Consider the following 24,057-nt stretch of genomic DNA (forward strand, 5'->3'; position numbering starts at 1 on the left):
TAATGCCATAGTAAACGCGTAGCTACTGCTCTCCAAGGTCGCCACCTCTCGGCGATATCTTCTATTTCTCTTGGCGAAGGGCGATTTTCTAAGCGTTTTATCTTTTGTATTGCCAGTGCTAATCCTAAATCTCCCTTTGGTAAACTATCCGATCGCCTCAGTGCCATGAGTAAATATATATCAACTGTCCAGTCTCCAATACCTTTTATTTTTTTGAGAACAGAACGTACATCCTCATCATTCATCTGATTGAGGGTATGTAAATCCAACTGTCCTGTAATGATAGATTGTGATAACAGACGCCCATAGAGAGTTTTTTGCCTGCTGAATCCGATTTTTTTAATTTGATCGTCGTCTAGTGCCAAAAATCCCTCTGGAGTAATTGGTGATATGGTTTGTTGCAAACGCTCAAAAACGGCTTTAGCTGATGCGAGAGAAACCTGTTGTTCTAGGATAATTTGAATAAGCGTGGCAAAACCCGGTTCGCGCACCCAAAAAGGTGGTAAACCATAAGTTTGGAGAATCTCTGCTAAGTCTGTGTCGCGTGAAGCTATAACTTTTAAACTATTTGCAAAGTTACTCTGAGTTAATATTTCTGACACTATTTATCTCTGAGACTATTTAACTCATCAGTATATATGATAGGTGCAAAACACCGTATTTTTAAATCTCAGATGGCGCTTATCTGAATTAATCCCATAGAAAACCTCTAGTCCCTAGCCCCTGCAATAAGAAAGCCAGTGTGGAGAACAACACTGGCACAAGTGGATTCGATAGCTCAACATGGGTTTGCTGAACTAAAACTAAGATTTCCAGAAAATTATATTTTTATAAAGTTATATACAACTTTTATGCAACGCCAAACAGCTTGTCATTGTTGCTGGTGTAATTGATCAAGGAAAGGCATAAAAAGAAAAACCGCCAGGGCTAATATTTCCACTGGCGAAAGGTAAGCATATCAATGAGGTTAAAAATAAGAATTCCAGAAAATTATCGTCTTGTAAAGTTATATACAACTTTCATGCAACCTTTGGCGTTATGCTCGCTGGTTTTTAGCATGAGTTAGCTGTGCTCAGTTACGGGCTTGGAAATAGAAACTTCCGACTCTCGCAGCAGCAATTTATTTCCTTTGTCATCTCTGCAAACTAAAAATGTGCCCAAGTTGTGCCCATCGCTAGTACCGCGAATTGTAACCCACTTGCCATACTGCGGCATCCTGGGTTCACTCACATAGACTTTTTGCCCAATCCTATAAAAAAGTTCTTTCTGCATAGTTCAATTGTACTATTTATAGTACATTAGTACGCCAAACAGGAAGAAAAACTCCTACTTTCAGAATTCTTTTGGGATGTATGGCGATCGCAAGCCTTTTGTATAGGGATAAGGCTTAAGTTAGGAATTTTGCTGGTTAAGCTGTATTGCTTTACAGATTGTAGTATTAGAAAAATTTTGCCAATACCATTAATAAACTATATAGAAATTGTATTTCTTAAACTAAACATAACCTCAATAAAAATATAGAAAAAGTAAAAAGAATATAAGAAAAAAATAAAGAAGATGTCAAAATTCCTTGAAATAATTTTTTCCAAACATAATTTTTTATTACTCTACTCAAAAAATAAATGTTTATCTACCTTGAGACATATTTTAAAAATGGGCAAAAGCAAATATGTTGTTACTAACATACTTTTGCTCTAAGCATTAGTATATTTTTATAAAATTTGTGTTTGCTTTACTACATTAGTATTAAAGATTTTTTGCCAACGATAAATTCTTTGAAAACTCATCATGATTACATCTACCAATTACCAGTTTTTTTGTGTAGATTTTTGGATAATAGATGATTATCAATCAGAGAAGAATGGCGAGAGCTTTGTATTTGCTTCTAATGGTTTAGATTTGAGTATTGCAGGATTTTCTCTTATTAATTATTGTTTCTCCCAAGAAGAAAGTCAGGTATGGAACAAATACGAGAAACTTTTAAAAAATCTGGCTTTCCCCATAAATATCTATGGGGAAAAAATTGATTTTTTGTCTAGAAATGCAGCACTAATCTTATTAAATGAAATATCAAATCAGTATTCTTGGGAGCTTAATTGCTGGCTGCAAAATTACATTTACCCTTCCTGGGAACTTCAGGGGAAAATAGACACACCTTGCGTTACTAATTCTTCTATTATCTTTAAAAAAGACAGTGCTGCTAAGGACTTGATGAAAGATAAAGATGATTTTCTATATGGATATAGTAGCTATCACGGTGAAGTTAAGCCAGAAAAATTAACATTTAACGCCTTTTTGCAACAATTTTCACAGCAAGTTGGTTATATTTGTGCCTTAGAAACTAACGGCAAAATACGTTCTGAGGAGGCATATCAACAGATTGAGGAACTGTGGAAACAATTAGAGCGCTTAAAAGATGAGTTAGGAATTGGATTTTAGCACTAACTATCATCACTATTGTGAGAACTCAAATGACACCAGAAAAACAAATTAGAGTTAAGATTGCAAAAAACATTATTGAACAATGTGAAATACTATTTAGTGCTCAAGCTTGGAAGTTTTTTCAAAACTTTGGTAGAGGCTATCTTTACTTACACAAAGTTGTAAATATACAGCATTCCGGTGGCAACAACTTTTCAATTACTGAAGGAGTATCGCATTTAGGGAACTCAGTTCACTATGTTGCCAAAGGTAGTGAAGCATGGAACATAGCAAAACTATCACAAGCTGCTAAAGAGCAACCAATAGAATACGCACGATTTTTCGCCTTAATCGATACCTACGAGCCAGACAATGAGTATGTAGTAATTGTGGGTTTCAATTATGGTTCTGATGCAACAGAATATTGGTTTTTGAGAAAACCAGAGGTACCCCCACAGCAAGCTTTTAGTCTTGTACGCGGGCGTCCTCTAGAATTTGGGGTTGAATTATTTTGATAGTAGGATAATCTTGGCTTGTAATTAGGTTACCCTACTTCCTGCAGATTGGAAGAGGGAAGGCTTAATCTGGTAGATTAATAAATTACTAAGTCCAATAAAGCAACTTAGCATTTTGAAAGTGCTGCCCAATTTCACCTTCAAAAAAGCGGCGTAACGTCTTCATCGTGTCAGAATTATATACATACTTTGTTCCGCCAAACTTGTTTCGCTTGATGCTACGCTTTAACTCGTCCATGTCTAGCTTTGATTGCGGATACCAGGTTTGCAACACCTCTTTTGAGCTAGGTGTAAAACGGTGCGAGATTAACTCAAAAGTAAGGTCACACTCAAAATCCAGCGCTGCGCTAATCTGGTTAAACAAACGACTATAGTGCATTTGCCAATCGTCTATAGGCATAATTGGGGCGATGACTAGCCCCACTGGATATCCACCACCACCACGCTCTCGTGGTAGCGCTAACTGTCGCAATGCAGCTAGTCTGGCTGTTACTGATGCAGTGCCGCCTTCAAACCTGCTGGCAATAGGTGCAGCATTTATACTCATTCGGCAACGAGTATTACCATTGTGTGGCAAATCAAGTAATTCGTTTACAGCATCAAACTTCGACACCCAGCGTAGATGAGCGTCTTGACGAGTACCAAAGTAGCGAATACACTCGGCAAGACTTCCGGTTAAATGTTCAATACCGAGAGGATCGGTATAGCAACTTACCTCAAAAGTCGTTGTCTGTCCTGGTTGTTCGTATGCTGCTAAGTTCTCTAATATGTGCGGTAAGTTAGCAAAAACACGAATTACGGGTGGCCCCGACAAGCTACCAGCTAGGTAGCAGTATTGACAATGCCCCGGACAGCCCTCGGCAATGTGAAACTGCCAATCTGCAGAAGGTGGAATCGGGCTTAGTTTAAAGTGGCTTGGCGGCGCACTGACAACTGCAAGGGTGCGCTTGGCAATATTGTAGGTATCGCGATCGCTTTCACTACGTAAACCAGTAAGGCGATTTCGCGATAACTCTTCAACGGGTAAGTTGAGGGACTGTACGCGCTGTAATATCTTCTGACCGTAAGGCTCTGCCAAGGCGGCTTTTGTAAATACGACGCGCTCTGGCATCCACAAACGAGGCTTAAGTGCTTCTGGCTTTGATGAAACTTTGTTGTCTGTATCAGACGAAGTTTTGACCGTAGGCATCGCGTATATATTATTTAAATTTACCGTGTTTATCTTGCTGAGTTTTCACTTCTTTGCAGACAATTCACGGGTTATTGCGTGGCTTTGGAATTGAACTCATTATCTAAAATTTGACGAATGCGCCGCTCCAACAAATCGAGATCTAAACCACCTTCATCACGGCTAATTCGGCGCACAGTGGAATTAACGTTGCCCAAATCTACCAATAAATCTTGAAGAATTTCCTGTTGCTGACGTGCTTGGGTGACTTCTCGCGGCTCTTGTACTAGATCGCGCACAATGGTATCTTCAGCTCTTGAGGCAATAATTGGATCGACTTGCCCTTGAAGATGAACAAAAGTGCGTCGTCCTGGCCCTCTATCTTCGTCAATCGGTATTACTGCTGTGACTTGATCGGAACGCACATACTTGCCAAATCCTAAATGGACTAGCACTGACGACTGGATTTTCATATAAATAAAAGTTATTTTTGTGACTTACTTCTATTTTAGAATTTTAGAAAATGACCTGGAAGCTATAAATAAAGCGGGTTTTACCCAATTAAAAGTAGTAGTTTCCGGTTGGAGAAATTACTAATGACCAATGACAACTATAACTAAATTATTTTTATTTGTACTGATTCACATCTGTCTTGAAAGGCAGAAGGCAGATGGTGAGCCACTGCGGTGGACGGGTTTCCCGGCATAAAGCAAGTGGCGAACCCGAAGGGCAGAAGGGAAAGATTCACTTTCATTTCTTTGTTGTGAACTCTGCTCATGAATGTCTTGCACCAGTTGTTTGATTGCGATTGTTGTAAGGTGGGCAATGCCCACCCTACTACTAGCTGACCGACTTAAGTCTTAATCAAACAAGTATATGTTCCGCCTTGCTGCCATAGTTGTTCGTGAGTACCTCGTTGGACGACTTTGCCTGCTTCCAGCACAATAATTTCATGACTGTCACGAATTGTACTGAGTCGGTGAGCGACAATAATACACGTACAACCACGTCGCCGCAGATTTTGGTCAATTATTAGCTCTGTTTGGGGATCGAGAGCGCTGGTAGCTTCATCAAGTACTAACATCGTTGGATTTTTAACTAAAGCACGAGCAATTTCTAGACGCTGGCGTTGCCCACCACTAATATTCATTCCTCCCTCAATTAATTCGGCATCATACCTTCCAGGCATTGATAAGATTAAGTCCTCGATCGCTGCATCTTGGCAAGCCTGGATAAAATCTGCGTTTGGTACTGTTGAGTCCCAAAGAGTGATATTGTCCCGCACTGTCCCGGCAAATAAAAAGATATCCTGCTCAACCATTGCTAAAGAATTCGCTAGTACAGAACGCGGGGTTTGCCTGCGAGGAATACCATCAAAGTAAATTTCCCCGTCCCAAGGTTCATAAAGACCGCAAATTAATTTAGCGATCGTAGACTTACCAGAACCACTCTTGCCTACAAATGCTACTCGTTGTCCTGGTTGAATACTCAGGCTCAGATTTTCGATTAAAGGAGGTTCTAAACGGCTGTAGCCAAAAGTGATATTTCGTAACTCAATATAGCCCTGGAGTTGGAAGGAGTCTTGGGCGATGGTGGATAGAGAGAAGTCCCTTCTGCCTACTGCCCTACCCTTCGGGAACGCTTTCAGCGAACGGGTTCGGCAGTCCCCCATCGCCGGGAAGCGGAGCCACTGCGGTGGACGGGTCTCCCGGCATAAAGGAGCCAGTGCGGTGGTGAGCCAGCACTGCGGGAGGGTTTCCCTCCGCAGGTGACTGGCGAAAGGGTTCCCCGGCATAAAGCACCTGGCGTCAAGTGGCGTCCAAGACGGGGGCTGCCTCACCTTCTGCCTACTGCCTTCTTCTTTCTTTTCTACTTCCACATCAATCGGGTTTTGCAGGACATCATCAAGGCGGTTTAAGTCAGCTTCTAACTCTTGCAGAGTACTACCAAAATTTACCAAGCTGTTAACTGGCTCTAAGAAACTCAGCGTCAAACTTTGGTAGGCAACTAGCATCCCAATACTGAGTTTGCCGCTCATTACCTCTAAACCACCGACAACTAAAATGGAAGCCGTTGTTAGGCTAGTCAAAAGTACAGGCAATGTAGTGAGAATTTGAGTTTGTAAGCCTAATTCCTGCTGAACGTTAAGTGCTTTAGCGTAGTAACCGGCAAATCGAGAAAATAGATCAGACTCTAACCCAGATGCTTTAATGGTTTCTATTGTCTGAATGCCACTAACAGTTACTCCATAAACTTTACCTTGTTCTTGAGCCAACCGCAGATTTGTATCAACACGAGTTTGGGAGATAAATTTTAGGGCAAGGATATTGATGGCAGCAAAACCGACAGCGATCGCACTCAGCATCAAATTGTACTGAATCATAATCAGCAGAAAAAAAACTATCATCACCGCATCAATTACCGTCGTTGCCAGACGTCCTGAGAGTATCTCTGCAACTGTGTCATTGATGGAAACCCGACTGCTGATTTCTCCTGCATAACGTTGGGCATAAAATCCCACAGGCAAGCGCAGAATATGCCAGAGAAATTTTCCTGACATTGTGACTGATAATTTCACCATCAACTGCCGCAGATAGATCAGTCGCACTTTGGCAAGTAACGCTCGTAACACAGCAGTCAGGATCATCCCTAATAACAAGGGACGTAACCATTCTTGACGCTCTTGAACTAAAATCTCATCAACAAACACTTGAGAAAATGCTGGCACTGCTAATCGGGGAATTGTCAGCAGTAAACCTGCAAATAGGCAAAATAGGATAGTACCCCATGAGTTGTGTAAACGGGCTATCAAAGCAGAGATAATGTTATTTTTTTTGCCTCCCTTCTGAAAGCCCGCTCCTGGTTCCATAACCAGGACTACACCTGTATATGCACCGTCAAATTCTTCTAGAGAAACACTTCTGCGCCCTGTTGCCGGATCGTTGAGATAAACGTGCTTTTTGCCAAACCCTTCTAAGACAAGAAAGTGATTGAAATTCCAAAAGACAATATAGGGAGGAGGAAGATTTATGAGATTTTCAAACGGTACTTTTAAACCTTTTGCATTTAAACCATAATTTTTGGCAGCTTTGAGGATATTAAAAGCTTTGCTCCCATCTCGCGAAACACCACAATCTTCTCGGAGTTTTGGCAGGGGAACAATGCGACCGTAATAGCTGAGAATAATACCCAGGCAAGCAGCACCGCATTCTACTGCTTCCATTTGCAAAATAGTGGGAGTGCAAACACGATGGGTTGTGATTCGCTCAAGCAGTTGGGAAGCAAAGGTAAAGGGCATAGTTAAGTGCAGTTTTCTTTGCTAAAGCAGTTTATAGTTTAGGAAATAATAGAGGAAAAGTAGAATAGAAAATCAAATTCCTTCCAATTTCTGCCTTATTTACACTTAAAATTCAACAGATGAGGAAAAGATTTAACTAATGCAACTCCTCCAATTAGCACAAAAATTGATCCCATACCAGTAAAAATCGCAGGTAAAAACCACAGTTCTAACCAAGAATTAATCATGGCAGAATTTGGCTTTTGAGGATTGTATAGAACTTCTACCTGTTGACCTTTAGTAAATGCTGGTGGATTACTGCCCGTATTTGATTTAAATATTGTTTGTTCACCAGAACTTGGAGCAAATTTAACCACCGGATAGTAAACAGAAGAAGAGCGACCTTTACTATCAGTTGATGAACGTAGCTCTAAATCAATTACAGTTCCTTGTGTTGATAGTGCTGTACCAACAAAAGAATGAGTGTTAACCCCAAAGATAATGCCTATGACAGCAAATATACCACCAATACCACCAAATATAGAACCAAATATTAGAAAGGACTTTGAATCATCCATAAAAATAAAGTATTAACTTCCGTTGAGCTTGTCTATATTATTAGTATATTTTTACACTATATAATCAACTTAAGACACTCTCTAGATGCAGCAAAATTTACTATCTTGCTAGAGAGTATCTGCTATGAAGCTATCAATTATTTGTTATGAGTCGAAGTTCATGTGGTAAACGATACTGTTAACTGTTGTGTTACAGTTGACATTTTTTTGTCATTCTTACCTATCACACTAAAAATAACAGGAGCGAATAAATATATGATTTATCCAACCTAGCATTAATGACTCCCTTGAAAACAAACCAAACAAATTCTTGGTTACAGGCAGGGCTAGTAGCTGTTGTAGTTTTACTACCTACAGCTTGTGCTTTACAACCCAATCATTTAAATAAAGTTGTTGAATCTCTGCCAAAAGCTGAAGCGAAACAAAGCGATCGCATCAATGCTAATTATGCAGATGTCCAAGCTTTGGTCAATATGGGGGCGCGAGTTGCTGGTACGCCAGTCATGGAAAAAGCAAGCGCCTACCTCGTTGAGGAATACCGCAAGGCTGGTTATATCACTCAAGTACAAACTTTTAATTATCAAAAGTTTGTAGACTCAGGCTCAAACTTGACTGTAAATGGTGTGACGATTGAGGGTAAAGCACTCAATAATACGATCCCTGGCAAGCTCAATGCACCACTAGTGGCAGTTCCCAATGTGGGGCGAACTAGTGACTTTGAGCGAGTGAATGTCAAAGGTGCGATCGCTATTGTTCGGCGTGGTGAAATCCGCTTTTCTGAAAAAGCTGATCATGCCACTGCTGCTGGAGCGGTTGGCTTAGTAATAGTCAACAATAAACCAGGTGATTTAGATGGTGGTATGTTGGGAGAACCGCCGAAAATTCCCGTACTCGCACTTTCGAGTGAGCGCGGTAATCCCTTGCTAGAACAAGCACAAACTACCCCAGTTAATATCAGCTTAAATGTTAATGCTCAACAGCAGGTTGTCACCGGGCGTAATGTTGTTGCTCATCTACCAGGTGTAACCAAGCCAAATATTATACTGGGTGCGCATTACGATTCAGTGCCTGGTTCTCCAGGGGCAAACGATAACGCTTCTGGAACAGCAGTTGTACTCGCCATAGCACGTAATTTATCTAACACAAACCTTGGTCGTCAAGCCTGGTTCGTTGCCTTTGATGGCGAAGAAGATGGGCTGCATGGCTCGCGAGCTTTTGTGAACACTGCTAAACCAGAGTTTCTCTCTGGGCTGAAAGGAATGCTGAACTTTGACATGGTGGGCGTGAACGAGGAACTTGGCATTGGTGGTACATCATCCCTAACCGCCTTTGCCAAAAACGTTAAGCCAGATATGAAAGTTTTGGGTTCTTATGCTGGTAGCGATCATACGCCTTTTGCAAAAAAAGGTGTACCAGTTCTGTTTTTCTATCGGGGTCAGGAACCAAATTACCACACACCGAATGATAAAACAGTAGATCCCAAATTGCTCAATGAAACTACGCAAGTAGCCTTGGATATTGTAAAGCGTTTGCTGCAAGCTAACTGAATTTGTGGGTGATTCATATCTTGTACTACTTACAAATAGCGAGGCAAAGCCTCGAATCCCTAGTTAGCAGGTTGAACCTGGTAACTAGAAATTAGAGCTTCTGGCTCTCTTCATCAAAAGGGTACAAGATATTAGGTGAGGAAAACGGAGTCGTCTTTTGCTGATTGTATTGATATTCATTCTTTGATTTAGAAATCTGCAATGTCTGCTAATTTTTCCTTGAAAAAGTCGCTAACTAATTTGTCTTTAGTGTCTGTTGGGGCGATGACAGCTCTATTTGGAGCACATTTAATGCCCACAAAGGCAGTACTTTCTGAACAGCCAACTACACAGTTGGTAAGTACTGATACGAACTTTATTGCTGCTGCGGTAGAAAGAAGTGGCTCGGCAGTAGTTCGCATCGACTCTACACGCACTGTATCTAGTCGATATACCCAATACGGTAGGCGAGTCGCACGGGGAACTGGTTCTGGATTTATTATTCAGTCAAATGGTTTAATTTTGACTAACGCTCACGTAGTTTCTGGTGCAGATACGGTAAGAGTAACTTTAAAAGATGGTCGTAGTTTTACAGGTAGGGTGTTAGGTGCAGATAGAAGCACAGATGTAGCGGTTGTACAAATTCAAGCTAACAATCTACCTACCGTCAGCGTTGGTAATTCCGATCGCCTCAAACCTGGAGAATGGGCGATCGCGATCGGTAATCCTCTCGGTTTAGATAATACCGTGACAGTAGGTATTATCAGTGGAACAGAACGCTCTAGTCGTGCATTTGGCGGACGCGGAATCGGTTTTATTCAAACAGATGCAGCAATTAACCCTGGTAATTCTGGTGGCCCTTTATTGAATCAAAATGGACAGGTAATCGGCATTAATACTGCCATCATTCAAGGTGCTCAAGGATTGGGATTCGCCATTCCTATCAACCAAGCACAGCAAATTGCTAATCAGTTGATTGCTCAGGCAGGTTAATTGTTGTTTTGAATATAGCGATCGCTTTTTGCTTACAGCAAATTTCAGCACACGCTGGGCGATCGCTAACTCAAAATCGAAGCACCATCTCCTGAAGAAATTCTTCCAAACGCTTTGTCGCTCAGAAATTTGGAACATTCCCCCTGTTTTAGCACCCCTCATGTTAGGTGCTGTAGGTGGAGTGGGGCTTGGGCTGCTGTGGCTGCACAGGCAATACAAGTGGTGTCACTGCAAAAATTAAACCCTTATTGCTGTCAAACAATTCAATCTTAGGAGCACCTGCTGCACCAAGCACCATAACTCGGATAGAATTGTCATCTTGATTTGTTACGGTTACCTCGGTTATTCCTTCTACTGGTTTTGCTTGACGAAAGGCATTCCCCTGCAATTTTGTATTCGGAATATCAGCGATGTAGGTATTTCCTTTACTGTTAGTATTAATTTGTAGTTTTGCGCCTTCTGTGGTTTCTAAGATAACTTCAAAGCCTGTATCGGTTGAATTCAATTTTACCCCTGTAACTTTGACCGTTTCTGCCTGAGTTGATTGTTGTGCGAGCAAATGTGCAGCCTTGGTAAAGGGAAGATTTAATTCACGTAGTAGATGAATGTCTGAATTGTAAACCGATGAGTGTTTTGCTTCACCTGCCGATACTCTTGGTGTCAAAAGTGCAAATACTACACTAGCTAGCCATAAAGAATTAATGAATTGCAGATTTTTCATTTCTTTTTCTCACACTCTTAATAAACAAGGCAGCTATGCTGGAGGCAGAAGGCATTCCCTATGAAAAAAGTTTCACCCGCCAAAGATGAAAAGGTTTTATTTGATACTAAATTGGCACGCGGGAGTCTGGTTTCAAAATTCTGGAACAGCGTATTAATCAATGTTTTAATCCAAAATCTAAAATCCAAATTCCACGCATTGGTATGACTTGTTTGTTTCATTTCTAGTCAGTGGCAATCGCCGCTGTTCAGCTCCCGACTTTTTTAAAAAGTCGGAGATCTATAATTTTGTTGCAGTCATAGTATCTACCCGATAACGATACCACCACATCACCAAACCACTGATAAACAAAATTAAGGGTGCAAAACCAACGAACACGTAGAGAATGCGGCTAGCAAATCCCCAGAAGGTGCCGTAGTGTAAAGGGACAAAAGAAGTGAGGATGCGATCGCCTAAAGGTAGTGATCGGCTATCAAATACTCGTAACACTTTTCCACTGTACTGATCTAATGAAACCTCACTTTCACCGTAGTAAGAAGATTCATGAGCTTGTCTTTTTCCTACTCTAATAATTCCCTCTGGCTGATCTGGTATTCCTATGTAGGTTGTCTTGGCATTCGGTAGGGCTGCATCTGCATTCTTCAAGATTTGCGATAGTGGTAAAGGCGATTGGGTGGGGATAGGTTTAGAAGCTAGTTCTGGTGGCTTGGGAGTAAAGGTAACTGCATAGATGGCTGGAACTGATTGCTCGTAGAAATTCCAGCAGAAACCTGTGAAGCCAGTAAAGGACAAGAAGACAACAACAATAATTCCCGTAACTTTGTGAATGTCAAAATTCACTCGCTTCGGATGAGCATTCCACTTAATTTTGAATCCAGCAATCAGTTTTCTCCAACCAGGCCATAATATTACTCCTGTAATGCTGAGAATGAATAACAGCAAACCAGTCATACCAATAACAATCAAGCCGATTTTACCTGCCAAGAGTTCATAGTGTAATCTCAAGGCAAGCTGCATGATGTTAGAACCTTCTTTGCTCCAACCCATTACCTCGCCTGTGTAGGGATGAATAAACATCTGGGTAAGTTTATCTTTGGAATCCCACAACCGTACATGATAAGGAGAGGTAGGATTGTTTGGCAGGATGATAGAGCCAATCTTGAGATCCGGTTGTTGGGCGATCGCAGAGTTGACGGTTTCCACTACCGAATCAATAGATATAGGTTGTTCCCCAGGAAGAACATAACCAAACTTTTGTGCAATTAGGAAATACTCTATTTCTGGTTTAAATACCAACAAGCTACCAGTTAACCCAATCAAAACTACAATTAACCCCACAACCAAACCGATATACCGATGGATATAAAATGCTATGTCATGGAATTTTTTCCTGTTCATTAGAAATACTGCTAACTATCCTTAGATCAAAAAATTGATTGAGATTAACACCTGTTGCCGTCCACTATGTTACTTGCGCTGTAATTAGAGTGGATGCTAATAAGAGGTTACTTGCTATTCTTAAAAAATTAGGAAGAAATAATCTCATTATAATTTTACATAAAATCGAATATAAGCCTCAAAACAGGCTTTTTGAGCTTATATTCCGATCTGTATTTGATTATTGATATTTAGTTAATAATAAATATTCTCATTTTTGGCACTAAGAATTCCCACAGTTGATTTTTAAAAGTTTACTCAAGGAAAAGTCGCTCGTATGTTACCAAGGGGGTTTCTACAAAAAAATTTTTCCCTGCCAGTGGAGATGACAGGGAAATTGCTCTAAAAGAACGGTTGGCAACCAGAGTGTTAAGCGATCGCCTGACCACACTGTGATTTTATACTCTTGGGTTTGCTATTCATTCCCCACCATTAAGGAGTAGTCGGTGTTGTTGAAGCAGGTGCAGATGGCTGATTATTACGGCGCAAAGCATCCCGCAACCTATTTGCACTGCTATTGCTTGAAGAGCCTTGCTGTCCTTGCTGCCGTCGCCGCCGTCGATTTTGAGTTGGTTGCGAAGTACTAGCGGAACTCCTTTCCACATTATTCTGTGGTGTGCGACGTAGAGACTCTCTTAAACGCTGGCGAGGAGGTGTGGCTGTTTGTGTCCTAGCAGGAGAACTAGTTCCTACATTCTGACGCTGTGGAAGCCGATTAAATCCAGATTCCGTATTTCTGGGAGTAGCAGTTTGTTGTGCAGGAGTCTCCAATCGCCGCCGCCTCCTGCTAGAAGTGGGAACGTCTGTATTGCTACCTGATGTTGCTTCCAATCGCTGCCTGCGTTGTTCGGCTACGTTTTCTTGGTTTCTTCGTTCCCTTTGCCTTCTTTTTTTCTGTTCTTGAACTTCACGGTAACGTCGCGAACCTTGAATTGCGTATTCAGTTCCGATTGTCACTCCTCGTCTGCCAGCTTCTGAGGGTTTTAATTTCCACTCACGTGCTTGCCTGAGATGAGCTTCATCCAATTGACGGTTACCACTCGATCTGGTTAACCGAACATTTGTGACATTCCCTTTGTCATCTGTATCAACAGCAACTTCAACCCTACCTTCAACACCTCGTCGCCTGGCTTGTTCTGGATATTTGGTGTTACATTCGCGACAGGCTGCACGACCATCGCCAGAACCACGGTTGGATTCAGTAGGAATTCTTGGAGGTGTTGGTGCGGTAGCGAATGTCTCGCGTTTTCTGCGTTCAGAACCAGTTCCAGTTCTCGTACCAAAATTAACCGTAGGGCTTGGGTTAATGGCTGCTGGTTTCTCTGCAACTCCAACAGTTTCTTGAGCACCTTTAGAATCTCTAATACCTCTCAACTGTGCCTTCAATTCATCATTACCAGGCTGTGTGAGTACAGGAGTCTCTGCGGGAGAAGTGTTAGTCGCTGTGGTTGTTTGAGGTGCAGTTACAGTTGGCTTTGCCTGTTCAACTGGTTGCTGTGGAGCCTTGGCAACAGGCGGATCTTTTTGAACTGGTTGTGGTGCTGGTTTCTGTACAGGAGTAATTGGTTGGGGCGCTGGTTTAACAGGTGGTTCAATAGGGGTTTGTACTTTTACAGGAGGCTGGATTGGTTCAATTTTTGTTTCTTTGACAGGCTCTTTTGGTGGTTCTGGTGTTTCGGGTGTCTCAGGCTCAACGAAAGTCAATTCAATAGGCTCTTCTTCTAAGTCTGGCACTCTGGTTAATAAATTGACAATACCAGAGGCTAAGACACCGATATGTAGCATTAGTGAGCCAACTATGCTGAAAGTCAAAAAAGACTTCAGGGCTTTAGCTTCTTTCTCTCGCTGTAATCCAGCGACATTAGAAACACTCATAATTTTGTTGCCACCTATTATCACTAATTCTGTCAGATTAAAATGCTTGTAGACCAAAGTCAAGCAGGAATTAGTTGCAGTATATATGTAATCGTTTAGGAGACAGAACAGCCCATATCGTAGAATAAATCAATACTTATAAGGGTAGATAATATCTAAATTTTAATAAAGATTGTCATAAAAATTAGATAAAACTTGACATTATATATTATTTGTCATATTGTTTTTGAGAAAATCTATCATTTGTCTGAGATAACCTGGTAATCTTAACTTTGGGTTATTGACTTTCATTTAGGAACGGTACATGATTAGTAGACTTTTTACAGCAGGTGGCATAGTTATGTGGCCTCTGCTGGCTTTTTCGGTGTTGGCAGTTGCCCTAATTATCGAGCGTCTTCGTTTTTGGTATCGCATCACTCATCGTCAAAACCGGGTGGTCAAAGAAGTATTAAATCTTTATCGTCTAGATAACCTGGTTGGTGCTTTCGATAAACTCAAGAAGAATGCTGACTTACCGATCGCACGTATTTTTCTTGCGGCTTTGGAGCTAGATCAACCGAATCCGGAAGAATTCCGCTTGGCGTTGGAAAGTGAAGCCCAAGCAGAAATACCCTCTCTCAAGAGATTTAGTAATATTTTTGACACAATCGTTTCTTTGGCCCCACTACTCGGATTATTGGGGACTGTTCTTGGATTGATTACTTCCTTTTCCTCTCTGAATCTTGGCGATGTGGGAGGGCAGCAAACAGCAGGTGTTACTAGTGGTATTAGTGAAGCTCTAGTTTCTACAGCTGCAGGATTGGTGGTGGCAATATTTACACTGTTATTTGCAAATACCTTTCGGGGACTGTACCAACGGCAAATGGCTTTAATTCAAGAATACGGCGGGCAATTGGAACTACTCTACCGTCGTCGCTACGAACGAGGAGAAATGGTTTATGCGTCTACAAGATGAGGCAGAAATGCCGCCGCAGATTAACATCGTGCCGATGATTGATGTTATATTTGCGATTTTGACGTTTTTTATCATGTCAACACTGTTTTTAACCCGAAGTGATGGATTACCAGTAAATTTACCCAAAGCAACAACATCTCAAAGAGCGCAAGTTCCAACTAAAATCACCATCACTCTGGATGAGGAAGGGCAAATTAGCCTGAATCGCAAACCAACAACTGTTGAAACCTTGACAGGGCAATTACGGACGTTGGTAGGAGCTAATAAAGAAGCATTGGTGATTATTAATGCCGATGAGAAAGTAAATCACGGACAGGTTGTGGCAGTAATGGATCGGGTACGGCAGGTTGAAGGTGCAAAGCTCGCGATCGCTACCCAAAGACCTTAACCTATTCCCAGCTTAACCACCTTTTAAGAACTAGCGAAGGCTGAGATTTCGTAAATTTTTGGATGGAAGTGCATATTGGTGGGCTGTTGCCAAAACTGAGCAGAGGAAACAACCCGCCAAATTTTTTTGTAAATAAGCGTAAAGTTAGCATAAAAGCTAAAATAACGAATATACGCCAGAAAAACTCAGATTATTCAGCTATTTAGCTCAAAGCAGTCAAAACTATTTAAAACTTTTTTGGCAAAACTTTCGATCAAATCCAGTAACAGCAATTATTGGGGACATTAATACGCTGTATATTAGTTTCTAATGACTGCTGTGTTGATTAAGCTAGTCAGCGATCAACTCAAGGATAAAAGATAAAAATATAGATGCCTTCAAAAGGCATTTTGTAGGCTGTAGCCCTTACTACAGCCTTAGTGTAGGATGAATTTAGAAGAAACAAACACTATAAAAGCCATCACCTTGATAGCGAAGTTTGTTTCCCAACTTCTTACTACCCTAAAAAACAAGTGTCCGTGGTGTTGAAATCTTTGAGTTGAACGCTATTAGCTTAAAGCTTTTATTCCGGTTTGATCAAAGAGGTAGAAAAATCGTGAGAGGATTGGTGCGTTTATTAACAGTTTTTAGTTTGTTGTTTTTAGGATGCTTGGCGTGGCTGGGTACCCCTCAGATCGCCCAAGCTGCTAACCTTAACAATTTTGCCTTACCATCAATCTCAGTTTTGGCGGTTGAGGGAACAAGAAACTTGCGTAACCCCGCAGACGCCAAGCTGGCAGATGTGTATGGTGAAAAAATTGATTTGAATAATACCAACGTCCGAGCTTTTCAAAAATACCCAGGATTGTATCCTACCTTAGCAGGCAAAATCATCCAGAATGCTCCTTACGACAACGTAGAGGATGTATTAAAAATTCAAGGATTGAGCGAACGTCAAAAACAAATCCTGGAAGCAAATCTAGATAAATTTACCGTTAATCCGGTAGAAACTGTATATACCGAAGGATTTGACCGCTATAACAACGGTATCTACAGATAGTTAGCCTCAAATAGCAGTTAAGTTCTTAATCATCAACCCACTCCTGCTTTTGGGAGTGGGATTACGATCGCAAAGCGCCCACGGTGGGGGCAAAAAATCCGGAAAATTTTTTGCTGGCGACGGAGTCACCGCGATCACAGCACCGCTTTTGTCGCCACCCCCGCACGTGCGATCGCAAAAATACTGCAATAGTATTAAATTTTTTAGACGCCCTTTAGGCGTCTTCCTATTAGATAAGATGAGGAATGAAGTAGGGTGCGTTGCACTTGGCGACAACCTACTACAAAAAATTTATATTTCTTCATATACGTTGAATTTTTCTCGCCCATTTAGCTTAGGATGAGGCATGAAGTAATCATCATTCTTCATCTTTTATAGTTAAGTTTTACATTTCCTCACCCACTACTCCATACCTTGCAGCAGATAAATCTCCCTAACCAATTTGATGTTTTAGTTGTCGGCGCTGGTGCTGCTGGATTGTATACGGCGCTTTGTTTGCCTGAAACTTTGCGAGTTGGTTTAATTACTAAAAAAACAATTTCTTTGTCAGCTAGTGATTGGGCACAAGGAGGCATTGCTGCAGCGATCGCCCCAGATGACTCACCAAAACTACACGTTGAAGATACGATCAAAGCCGGCGCAGGTTTATGCGATCGCTCAGTAGTTGAATTCCTTGCCGAACACGCTCCTCGCTGCATTCAATCTTTGGTAAACTTGGGAGTAGCTTTTGACCGTCACAACAACGAGTTAGCTTTAACCTTAGAAGCTGCCCACTCCAAACACCGTGTTCTTCATGCCGCCGACACCACAGGTAGGGAAGTCATAACTACTCTGACTGCCCAAGTATTGCGCCGCCCAAACATTCAAGTGATTCAACAAGCTTTAGCTTTGAGTTTGTGGTTACATCCACAAACTGGGCGCTGTCAGGGAATTAGCTTGTTCTATCAAAATCAAATTAGATGGATTGAAACTGGTGCTGTAGTGCTGGCAACGGGTGGTGGCGGACAAGTATTTGCCCAAACTACTAACCCGGATGTCAGTACAGGAGATGGGGTAGCGATCGCATGGCGAGCTGGAGCGATTCTGCGCGATTTAGAGTTTGTGCAATTCCATCCTACAGCCCTAACTAAACCTGGAGCCGATCGCTTTTTGATTAGTGAAGCTGTACGCGGTGAGGGAGCGCATCTTGTCGATAATGAAGGGCGACGCTTTGCCTTTGACTATCACCCCGATGGTGAACTAGCCCCCAGAGATGTGGTGAGTCGGGCGATTTTTAGTCATTTGCAAAGCACTGCTGCCGATCTTGCTACCGCTCACGTATGGTTGGATATGCGCCCCATTCCTCCTGACAAAATTCGCCACCGCTTCCCCAACATTATTAAAGTCTGCCAGCACTGGGGTATAGATGTCTTTTGTGAACCAATTCCTGTCGCCCCCGCTGCTCATTACTGGATGGGTGGTATTCTCACAGATTTGATGAATCGCACAAATATTCCGGGTTTGTACGCTGTAGGGGAAACTGCCAGTACTGGCGTACACGGTGCAAATCGTCTGGCGAGTAATTCTTTACTAGAATGCATTGTGTTTGGCGCACAGATGGCACATCTTAAGGATGAATTGCCAAGGATCAAAGATGAACAACAAGAGTCTGCAGAGCTGTTGCAATTATTAACCTTTGCCCTGTCTGAGAATGAGTGGCAGACTCAGCTAGAATTTTTAGAAGTACTACGCGAAAAAATACCGCGTTTAGTCTGGCAAAATGCTGGTATTTGTCGAGAACAATCAGGTTTGGAGACGGCGATCGCAACTGTAGAATCTTGGCAGCAAGATTTTGCCAGCTTGAAAGTGAGCCAATTTTTGCTTTCTTTACATCCCAAACAATCAGTTAGTTTCACAACGCCTGAAGTGGAGCGGCATTTGCGACTGTGGGCAGAAACTCGCAATTTATTAGATGTAGCTTATTTAATTCTTAAAAGTGCTGCCTTTAGAACCGAAAGCCGAGGAGGGCATTATCGCTTAGACTATCCTCAATCCGATCCTAGCTGGCAAGTTCACACACTGGTAGAGAATCGCAATTGGTGGAAATCGCCTGTAGGAGAGTGAGTTAAAATTCCGCTTCCATGCCCTATGACATGAGGTACAGCAAAAAAAAAGCCAGACAAGTTCCTTTTTGAAGAAGCCGATCCCAGGTAGAGGCTTCTCCATGCTTGTTGCATCATCACTGATGCCAGACGTAGCCGGAACTACCTTCATCAACGAGTACCACTGCCATAAGAAACATCAGGACCACCATAATTTGGTGGTTCATATTCATTGTCTGATTGATCATCAGTAACTGTGTCTATGATACCTGGAAAATCTATTTGCAGACTGACTAAAGTACCTCTACTTTCATGATTACTGCCTGGACTCATAGCAGTACTACTATAAGTATAAGTCCAAGCGCGATCGGCATTTTTGAGAATTATCAGAGTAGCTCCGATAATACACAAAACAGCATAAGTAATTTTCAAGCTAGTCCCCATAAATCCTCAATCAACCTTTGCGAACTTTTTAAAACAAGTATTGGTTGTGACAAAGAACTTTATTTAGTTAAATTTTTGACAATGCTGAAATTTTTCTCTGGTTAATTACTGAATGCACCCATAAACCAGAGTCTGCAGCTTAGGATGTAAGCTGCTATTTTCGCTTATGCTTAGTTAACTTTATAACTTTGTATTCCTTTTCAGCAGTTTTTTACATCTATCGAAAGTATTAGCTATCCATGAAAAACCACAATAACATTGATTACTCGAACCATTTTAATACAAATTTAATATTTTGGTATTAAAACCTGTATTTTCCACATGAGAAATCATAAGTATTGCGTACTATTGCTTTCATCTCTCCATCAAAGGTATTTATCAGTGAAAATATCTAATTTTTTTGTTCTAACGTTGCCAAAGTGGCAACTTTTCTCCGAGGTTATTTACAATTCTCTTCATCATAGATGAAGAATGTATAAGTATATTTACGGTAATTGAATATATATAAGTATTATTGCTTTGGCAATACAAACTGTAGCAATTAGATCTGATTGCAAATAGCTACAAAAAAGTTAGATAAATACATAGTTGAGAGAGTAGTTACTCAACTGATAGCAGTTAAATTGTTTTGATTTTGCTAAGTATATTTGCTGAGAATTTCTCTAAAAGTAGCCCGACTCAAGAAGGAACTCAAAAAATTAAGCAAATTCATAGCGATTTTTACCGAGATGTTTGGCTCGGTACATTGCAGTATCAGCTTGTTTGATTAAAGTTTCATAGTCTTGAGTGTCGGTTGGATAGACGCTAATGCCAATACTGGCTGATACTTTAGTGATATGTCCGTCCAAAACAATCGGCTCAGTAATGGTTACTAAAATTTTTTCAGCAACTTTAGTAGCTACTTCCACTCTAGGGATTGCCCGTAAAATCACAGTAAATTCATCACCACCAAAACGGGAAACAGTATCACTGCCGCGCAAACAGTTACTCAGCCTTTGTCCGATAGCGATCAGTAAGCGATCGCCAATTTCGTGCCCAAGAGTATCGTTGACTTGCTTAAAACCATCCAAATCAATAAATAATAGTCCGAGTAACAAATTATGATTTTTTGCCCACTCAATCGACTCACGCAGTTGTTCAGAAAAAAACTTACGATTGGGTAAACCCGTTAGAGCGTCATGATATGCCAAATAACGCAAACGATCTTCTTGCAGTTTTAATTCATGATTGGAGCGAAATAACTGTGCAGCAGTGCGTTTCAGTTCTTCTTCTAGCAACTTGCGTTTAGTAATATCGCGAATTACTCCCACCAGAAATAAATTACCCGCCCCATCTTTGTGGAGCGATCGCTTAGTAGATATTAGATAAGTTCTACCACTAGCGTCAGTAAATTCTTCTTCATGCTCTTGGGCTTGCTGAGATTTAAACACTAAATCATCCTGTCGCCGAAAGACATCAGCCTCATGTTTAGGGAAAAAATCATAGTCTGATTTTTCCAGCAACATCTCCTTGGAGTAACCAATTAATTGACAATAAGCTTCATTTAAAACAATCAACTGATGTTTTTCATTTTTAACAAAAATTGGATCGGCAATTGTATTAATAACTTGATGCAAAAACTCTTTGGAGCGTTTCAATTCTTCCTGCATTTGAGCAACTTGCAAAGTGATCGCAACAGCTGAACCGCTAAAACTTAGCAATGCAGGTACAAGCGGTATCCACAAACCAAACAAAAAAGTCATATAGGCACTGCCAGCCAACACGCAACAAAATAACGCTATGCTGAAGACGCTGCTGCTAAAACGCCGTACTCGCCAACTTACAGCAGCACCTATGTAAGCCCAACCAAAAACCCATAACCATTCTACAGGTTCAGGCCAAACTGTTAGTAACGGTCTTCCTTGTAAAGCAGCGCGGATTAACTCACTGACAAAATAAGCTTGTAGTTCGATACCTGAGATCGGCTTTACCGTACCTACCAGACGACTGGAGTAGGGAATTAAAACGAAATCTTGAAGACTGGGCGCGGTAGAACCAATTAGAACAATGCGATCGCTGATCCATTCTTTCGGTACTTGATCGGCTAACACAGCCTGCATCGACACTTTGCGAAAACCACAAATTTCTGACAATGGATTTCTACAAGCTAATTTGGGGAAGTTGGACAAAATTTGATAACCTCTGTTATCTGCCCCAACATAAGCTCCATCATTCGGCTGAAACCGAGGAAACACTGCTTTACCCAACTGCAAATACTTAGGATTGCTTGCTGCTCTTTTAGGTTCAATGCCCTCTGGCTGCAAATACAGCTTCGCTAGCTTAAGGGCAAAGCTTTCGTGTGCCCGATTTTCAATGTGCCAATACAACAAGCTACGCCGTACCTTGCCATCAGTATCAAGCAGTACGTTGTTAAAACCCACTTGATTAAGTCGGCTGAGTTCTGGTGGCGGTGACACATTAACGTTTTTTTTATTTGACAGCAATTCAATGCCAATTAAGTTCGGTATCGATTGATAAGCTGCTACTAAATTCTCATGCCCAGGCTCTACTTTCAAATCCCTGTAGATGTTTAAGCCAATAGCGCGTGGTTTGTAAGCGTTTAATTTTTGCAAAACATCAGCGATGATACCATCTGGAATTGGCCAAGAACCTGATTGGCGTAAGAAAGCTTCATCAATTGCTACAATCGCAATCCGTTCTTCTGGTGCTTCAGTTGCACGCAATTGAAAGGATTGATCTAAAACTGCCCACTCTAAAGATTGCAACAACCCCAAAGAACGCAATACTAGCACGCAAATTGCAACGCTGGAGGCAGTGATACATTCCCTACGTGTGGAAAGTAGGTATTGTTTGAGCGTCAATAATAGCTTCACAAGACGCTTGTCTAGATGTTTAATCATCTCTAGTACCTGCTTTGAAAATACCGCCTACCATACGCTCTAGCTCTCCTACCGGAGCTTACACTCACCACTTAGCTCTCCATTAAAGGTTTTCATTTTTGATTACTCAGATTTGAACTAAAATTATGCAAAACTGAAAGATATATTTATTTTTTTGTACTTTGTTAGCGTATATGACTTATTAAGCACAATTTTGCCAATTTTTAATCTAAATAGACTAAAAATATGTCATATAGACAAATTTTTTAATTGTGCTCATCGGCATAACCTCTACCTAAATTTGGACGAGAGATAACAAAAGGGTACTAATAGAAACATCAAATCGGCAAGTCAAAATGGCAAGTCAAAATTATGAAGTAGCTGTTGCATTTTCTTAGTAACCGTTTTTTACCGCGAAACCACCAATAGTCAAGTAACTTGGGATGCAAACTCTAAAAAAAATGGCAACTTTAAAATGATGAATTTATTGAATTAAATATGATTGTGAGATGCTTGGGTATAACTACTATGCAGATATACGTATGCAGCATGGTATAATAATTACTAACACAACAAGTTACTTATTAGTAAAAAATAAAAAAGCCAACTAGAATTACACTTCTTCGTGTATGTCCTAGTTAACTTTTAAGAGTCTATTTATACAAATAATTTCTAACTTGCTTAACGACGTAAAGTATATTTGAAGTTACGCGGCCCCGTATAGCCAGAAATGTTCGCCAACTCTTCCAGGCTCAGTACTCCCTCGTGGATTTTACCATTGATGATCCAAGAGGGGTAGCTCCGAATTCCAGCTGCTTTACATTCATCTTTTTGAAGATTGGGATTGTCGGCAGGAGCACAATCTACAGTATTGAGTTTGCTGTGAGCTTCTTTACCAAAGAGTAGCTTTTGTTCGTGGCAATGAGGACACCACCAAGCAACATATTCCTTGGCACCTATTTTCGCAAGATGACTTGCCAGAGCGATTTCTGATTCACCAGAAGTAGTGGTAACTTCCCACCCAACTCCTGGTTTAGCTTGTTTGGCGGGTTTAAAAGTAACTTCTGTTGTTTGACCAGGTCTTTCGTTGAGAACCACATCACTGCTACTTTGACCCACGTTAGCATAAATACCCAAGGTGCCAATCAAAGTAACCATGCCCACGATAATAGCAGTAAAAAAGATTTGTCCTAGATCCTCCCAAGCACGACCAATAATGGTCAGTATCAACATACTTAAGGAGAACATTGCCGAACCAAGACAGTAAATACAGAGTGCTTGAATTTTGAAAAACAGCAGGTACATTAAGTAACCACTGAAAACTGACATGGCGATCGCTCCTGCTAGTAGCAGCAACCAAGTCAAATTTTCTAGCTTTAGACGGGTATCTTTCTGTTTAATAGGATCAACAGCCAAAGGAGCTAAGGCGAAAATCACCATGCTGGTGTAAGCCAAAAACCCAAATAAGGCTAGAGGCAGTCCAAAAACAGTAGCATATTCGCTTTGCAGTACAAGATCGCAACTTTGGGTAGGACACGCAGCAGAGTTTTGGGTAAACTTGACCACAGTTAAATAAGCTGTTGTTAAGGCACCACAAACAGCGATCGCGGCAATTAACAAACGCGATCGGCGATGAATCCAAGGAGTAGAACGGCGGCGACTCATAGGCAAGAATCGGTAAATTAGTTAGTAGTTAGTAGGGGCGGGTTTATTATAGATACTTTAGTGGTCACAGAAACATTGTGGTTAAAACCCGCCCG

The 24,057-nt window shown here is 41.2% G+C and carries 21 protein-coding genes; 9 read left to right on the forward strand and 12 right to left on the reverse strand.

Annotated elements, in window-relative coordinates:
* Nucleotides 1–602, reverse strand: a 602-nt coding sequence (locus UYC_RS0105070) for a DNA-3-methyladenine glycosylase family protein (RefSeq protein WP_016873565.1), incomplete at its 3' end; no start/stop codon positions are given.
* Between the two features lie 460 nt (nt 603–1,062).
* Nucleotides 1,063–1,272 carry a hypothetical protein gene (locus UYC_RS0105075; protein ID WP_016873566.1) on the reverse strand — a complete coding sequence of 70 codons (210 nt, stop codon included), beginning with the start codon at nt 1,270–1,272 and terminating at the stop codon, nt 1,063–1,065.
* Nucleotides 1,273–1,788: 516 nt separating this feature from the next.
* Between UYC_RS0105075 and UYC_RS40160 the strand changes: the two genes are divergently transcribed.
* Both UYC_RS40160 and UYC_RS0105090 read left to right on the forward strand, forming a co-directional pair.
* Complete coding sequence (locus UYC_RS40160) at nt 1,789–2,439, forward strand: DUF7219 family protein (protein ID WP_016873567.1); 651 nt, start codon at nt 1,789–1,791, stop codon at nt 2,437–2,439.
* 32 nt (nt 2,440–2,471) lie between these two features.
* Nucleotides 2,472–2,936 carry a hypothetical protein gene (locus tag UYC_RS0105090; protein WP_016873568.1) on the forward strand — a complete coding sequence of 155 codons (465 nt, stop codon included), beginning with the start codon at nt 2,472–2,474 and terminating at the stop codon, nt 2,934–2,936.
* A gap of 88 nt (nt 2,937–3,024) precedes the next feature.
* On the opposite strand, the gene UYC_RS0105095 is transcribed toward UYC_RS0105090, so the two are convergent.
* The 4 genes from UYC_RS0105095 to UYC_RS0105110 form a co-directional block, all read right to left on the reverse strand.
* The gene (locus UYC_RS0105095; RefSeq protein ID WP_200862353.1) at nt 3,025–4,047 is read right to left on the reverse strand and encodes a spore photoproduct lyase family protein; all 1,023 of its coding nucleotides are present in this window, start codon (nt 4,045–4,047) and stop codon (nt 3,025–3,027) included.
* A gap of 149 nt (nt 4,048–4,196) precedes the next feature.
* A complete protein-coding gene (locus UYC_RS0105100; protein ID WP_016873570.1) occupies nt 4,197–4,577 on the reverse strand; it encodes a hypothetical protein in 381 nt (126 codons plus the stop codon).
* A gap of 380 nt (nt 4,578–4,957) precedes the next feature.
* Nucleotides 4,958–7,402 (reverse strand): NHLP family bacteriocin export ABC transporter peptidase/permease/ATPase subunit, encoded by a 2,445-nt coding sequence (locus UYC_RS0105105; protein WP_016873571.1) that lies wholly within the window; start codon nt 7,400–7,402, stop codon nt 4,958–4,960.
* 95 nt (nt 7,403–7,497) lie between these two features.
* Nucleotides 7,498–7,959 (reverse strand): DUF3592 domain-containing protein, encoded by a 462-nt coding sequence (locus tag UYC_RS0105110; RefSeq protein ID WP_016873572.1) that lies wholly within the window; start codon nt 7,957–7,959, stop codon nt 7,498–7,500.
* 278 nt (nt 7,960–8,237) lie between these two features.
* Between UYC_RS0105110 and UYC_RS0105115 the strand changes: the two genes are divergently transcribed.
* Complete coding sequence (locus tag UYC_RS0105115) at nt 8,238–9,506, forward strand: M28 family peptidase (protein ID WP_016873573.1); 1,269 nt, start codon at nt 8,238–8,240, stop codon at nt 9,504–9,506.
* Between the two features lie 201 nt (nt 9,507–9,707).
* Nucleotides 9,708–10,478 carry a trypsin-like peptidase domain-containing protein gene (locus tag UYC_RS0105120; protein WP_016873574.1) on the forward strand — a complete coding sequence of 257 codons (771 nt, stop codon included), beginning with the start codon at nt 9,708–9,710 and terminating at the stop codon, nt 10,476–10,478.
* 163 nt (nt 10,479–10,641) lie between these two features.
* On the opposite strand, the gene UYC_RS0105125 is transcribed toward UYC_RS0105120, so the two are convergent.
* The 3 genes from UYC_RS0105125 to UYC_RS0105140 form a co-directional block, all read right to left on the reverse strand.
* Complete coding sequence (locus UYC_RS0105125) at nt 10,642–11,199, reverse strand: AMIN domain-containing protein (protein WP_016873575.1); 558 nt, start codon at nt 11,197–11,199, stop codon at nt 10,642–10,644.
* Between the two features lie 279 nt (nt 11,200–11,478).
* A complete protein-coding gene (locus UYC_RS0105135) occupies nt 11,479–12,597 on the reverse strand; it encodes a PepSY-associated TM helix domain-containing protein (protein WP_016873577.1) in 1,119 nt (372 codons plus the stop codon).
* 471 nt (nt 12,598–13,068) lie between these two features.
* Nucleotides 13,069–14,511, reverse strand: coding sequence for an energy transducer TonB (locus tag UYC_RS0105140; RefSeq protein ID WP_016873578.1), 1,443 nt, complete (start codon nt 14,509–14,511; stop codon nt 13,069–13,071).
* A gap of 304 nt (nt 14,512–14,815) precedes the next feature.
* Between UYC_RS0105140 and UYC_RS0105145 the strand changes: the two genes are divergently transcribed.
* The 5 genes from UYC_RS0105145 to nadB all read left to right on the forward strand — a co-directional run bounded on the left by UYC_RS0105145 (nt 14,816) and on the right by nadB (nt 18,996).
* Nucleotides 14,816–15,466: a MotA/TolQ/ExbB proton channel family protein gene (locus UYC_RS0105145; RefSeq protein ID WP_016879279.1), complete on the forward strand. Its 651-nt coding sequence runs from the start codon at nt 14,816–14,818 to the stop codon at nt 15,464–15,466.
* The gene (locus UYC_RS0105150; RefSeq protein WP_016873580.1) at nt 15,450–15,854 is read left to right on the forward strand and encodes an ExbD/TolR family protein; all 405 of its coding nucleotides are present in this window, start codon (nt 15,450–15,452) and stop codon (nt 15,852–15,854) included. Before UYC_RS0105145 ends, UYC_RS0105150 begins: the two co-directional genes overlap by 17 nt.
* A 595-nt stretch (nt 15,855–16,449) precedes the next feature.
* A complete protein-coding gene (gene psbU, locus UYC_RS0105155) occupies nt 16,450–16,893 on the forward strand; it encodes a photosystem II complex extrinsic protein PsbU (protein WP_016873581.1) in 444 nt (147 codons plus the stop codon).
* A gap of 49 nt (nt 16,894–16,942) precedes the next feature.
* A complete protein-coding gene (locus UYC_RS39350; RefSeq protein ID WP_127011306.1) occupies nt 16,943–17,236 on the forward strand; it encodes a hypothetical protein in 294 nt (97 codons plus the stop codon).
* Between the two features lie 71 nt (nt 17,237–17,307).
* Complete coding sequence (gene nadB / locus UYC_RS0105160) at nt 17,308–18,996, forward strand: L-aspartate oxidase (RefSeq protein ID WP_016873582.1); 1,689 nt, start codon at nt 17,308–17,310, stop codon at nt 18,994–18,996.
* A 149-nt stretch (nt 18,997–19,145) separates the two neighbouring features.
* On the opposite strand, the gene UYC_RS0105165 is transcribed toward nadB, so the two are convergent.
* From UYC_RS0105165 to UYC_RS0105175, 3 genes are all read right to left on the reverse strand, one after another.
* Nucleotides 19,146–19,418 (reverse strand): hypothetical protein, encoded by a 273-nt coding sequence (locus tag UYC_RS0105165; protein WP_016873583.1) that lies wholly within the window; start codon nt 19,416–19,418, stop codon nt 19,146–19,148.
* A gap of 698 nt (nt 19,419–20,116) precedes the next feature.
* Entirely contained in the window at nt 20,117–22,318 is a 2,202-nt protein-coding gene (locus UYC_RS0105170) for a CHASE2 domain-containing protein (protein WP_016873584.1), read from the reverse strand.
* Between the two features lie 660 nt (nt 22,319–22,978).
* A complete protein-coding gene (locus tag UYC_RS0105175) occupies nt 22,979–23,962 on the reverse strand; it encodes a vitamin K epoxide reductase family protein (protein ID WP_016873585.1) in 984 nt (327 codons plus the stop codon).
* Between the last annotated feature and the right edge of the window lie 95 nt (nt 23,963–24,057).

This window comes from Chlorogloeopsis fritschii PCC 6912 (assembly GCF_000317285.1).
In the GTDB taxonomy this organism is placed as follows: Bacteria; Cyanobacteriota; Cyanobacteriia; order Cyanobacteriales; family Nostocaceae; genus Chlorogloeopsis; species Chlorogloeopsis fritschii.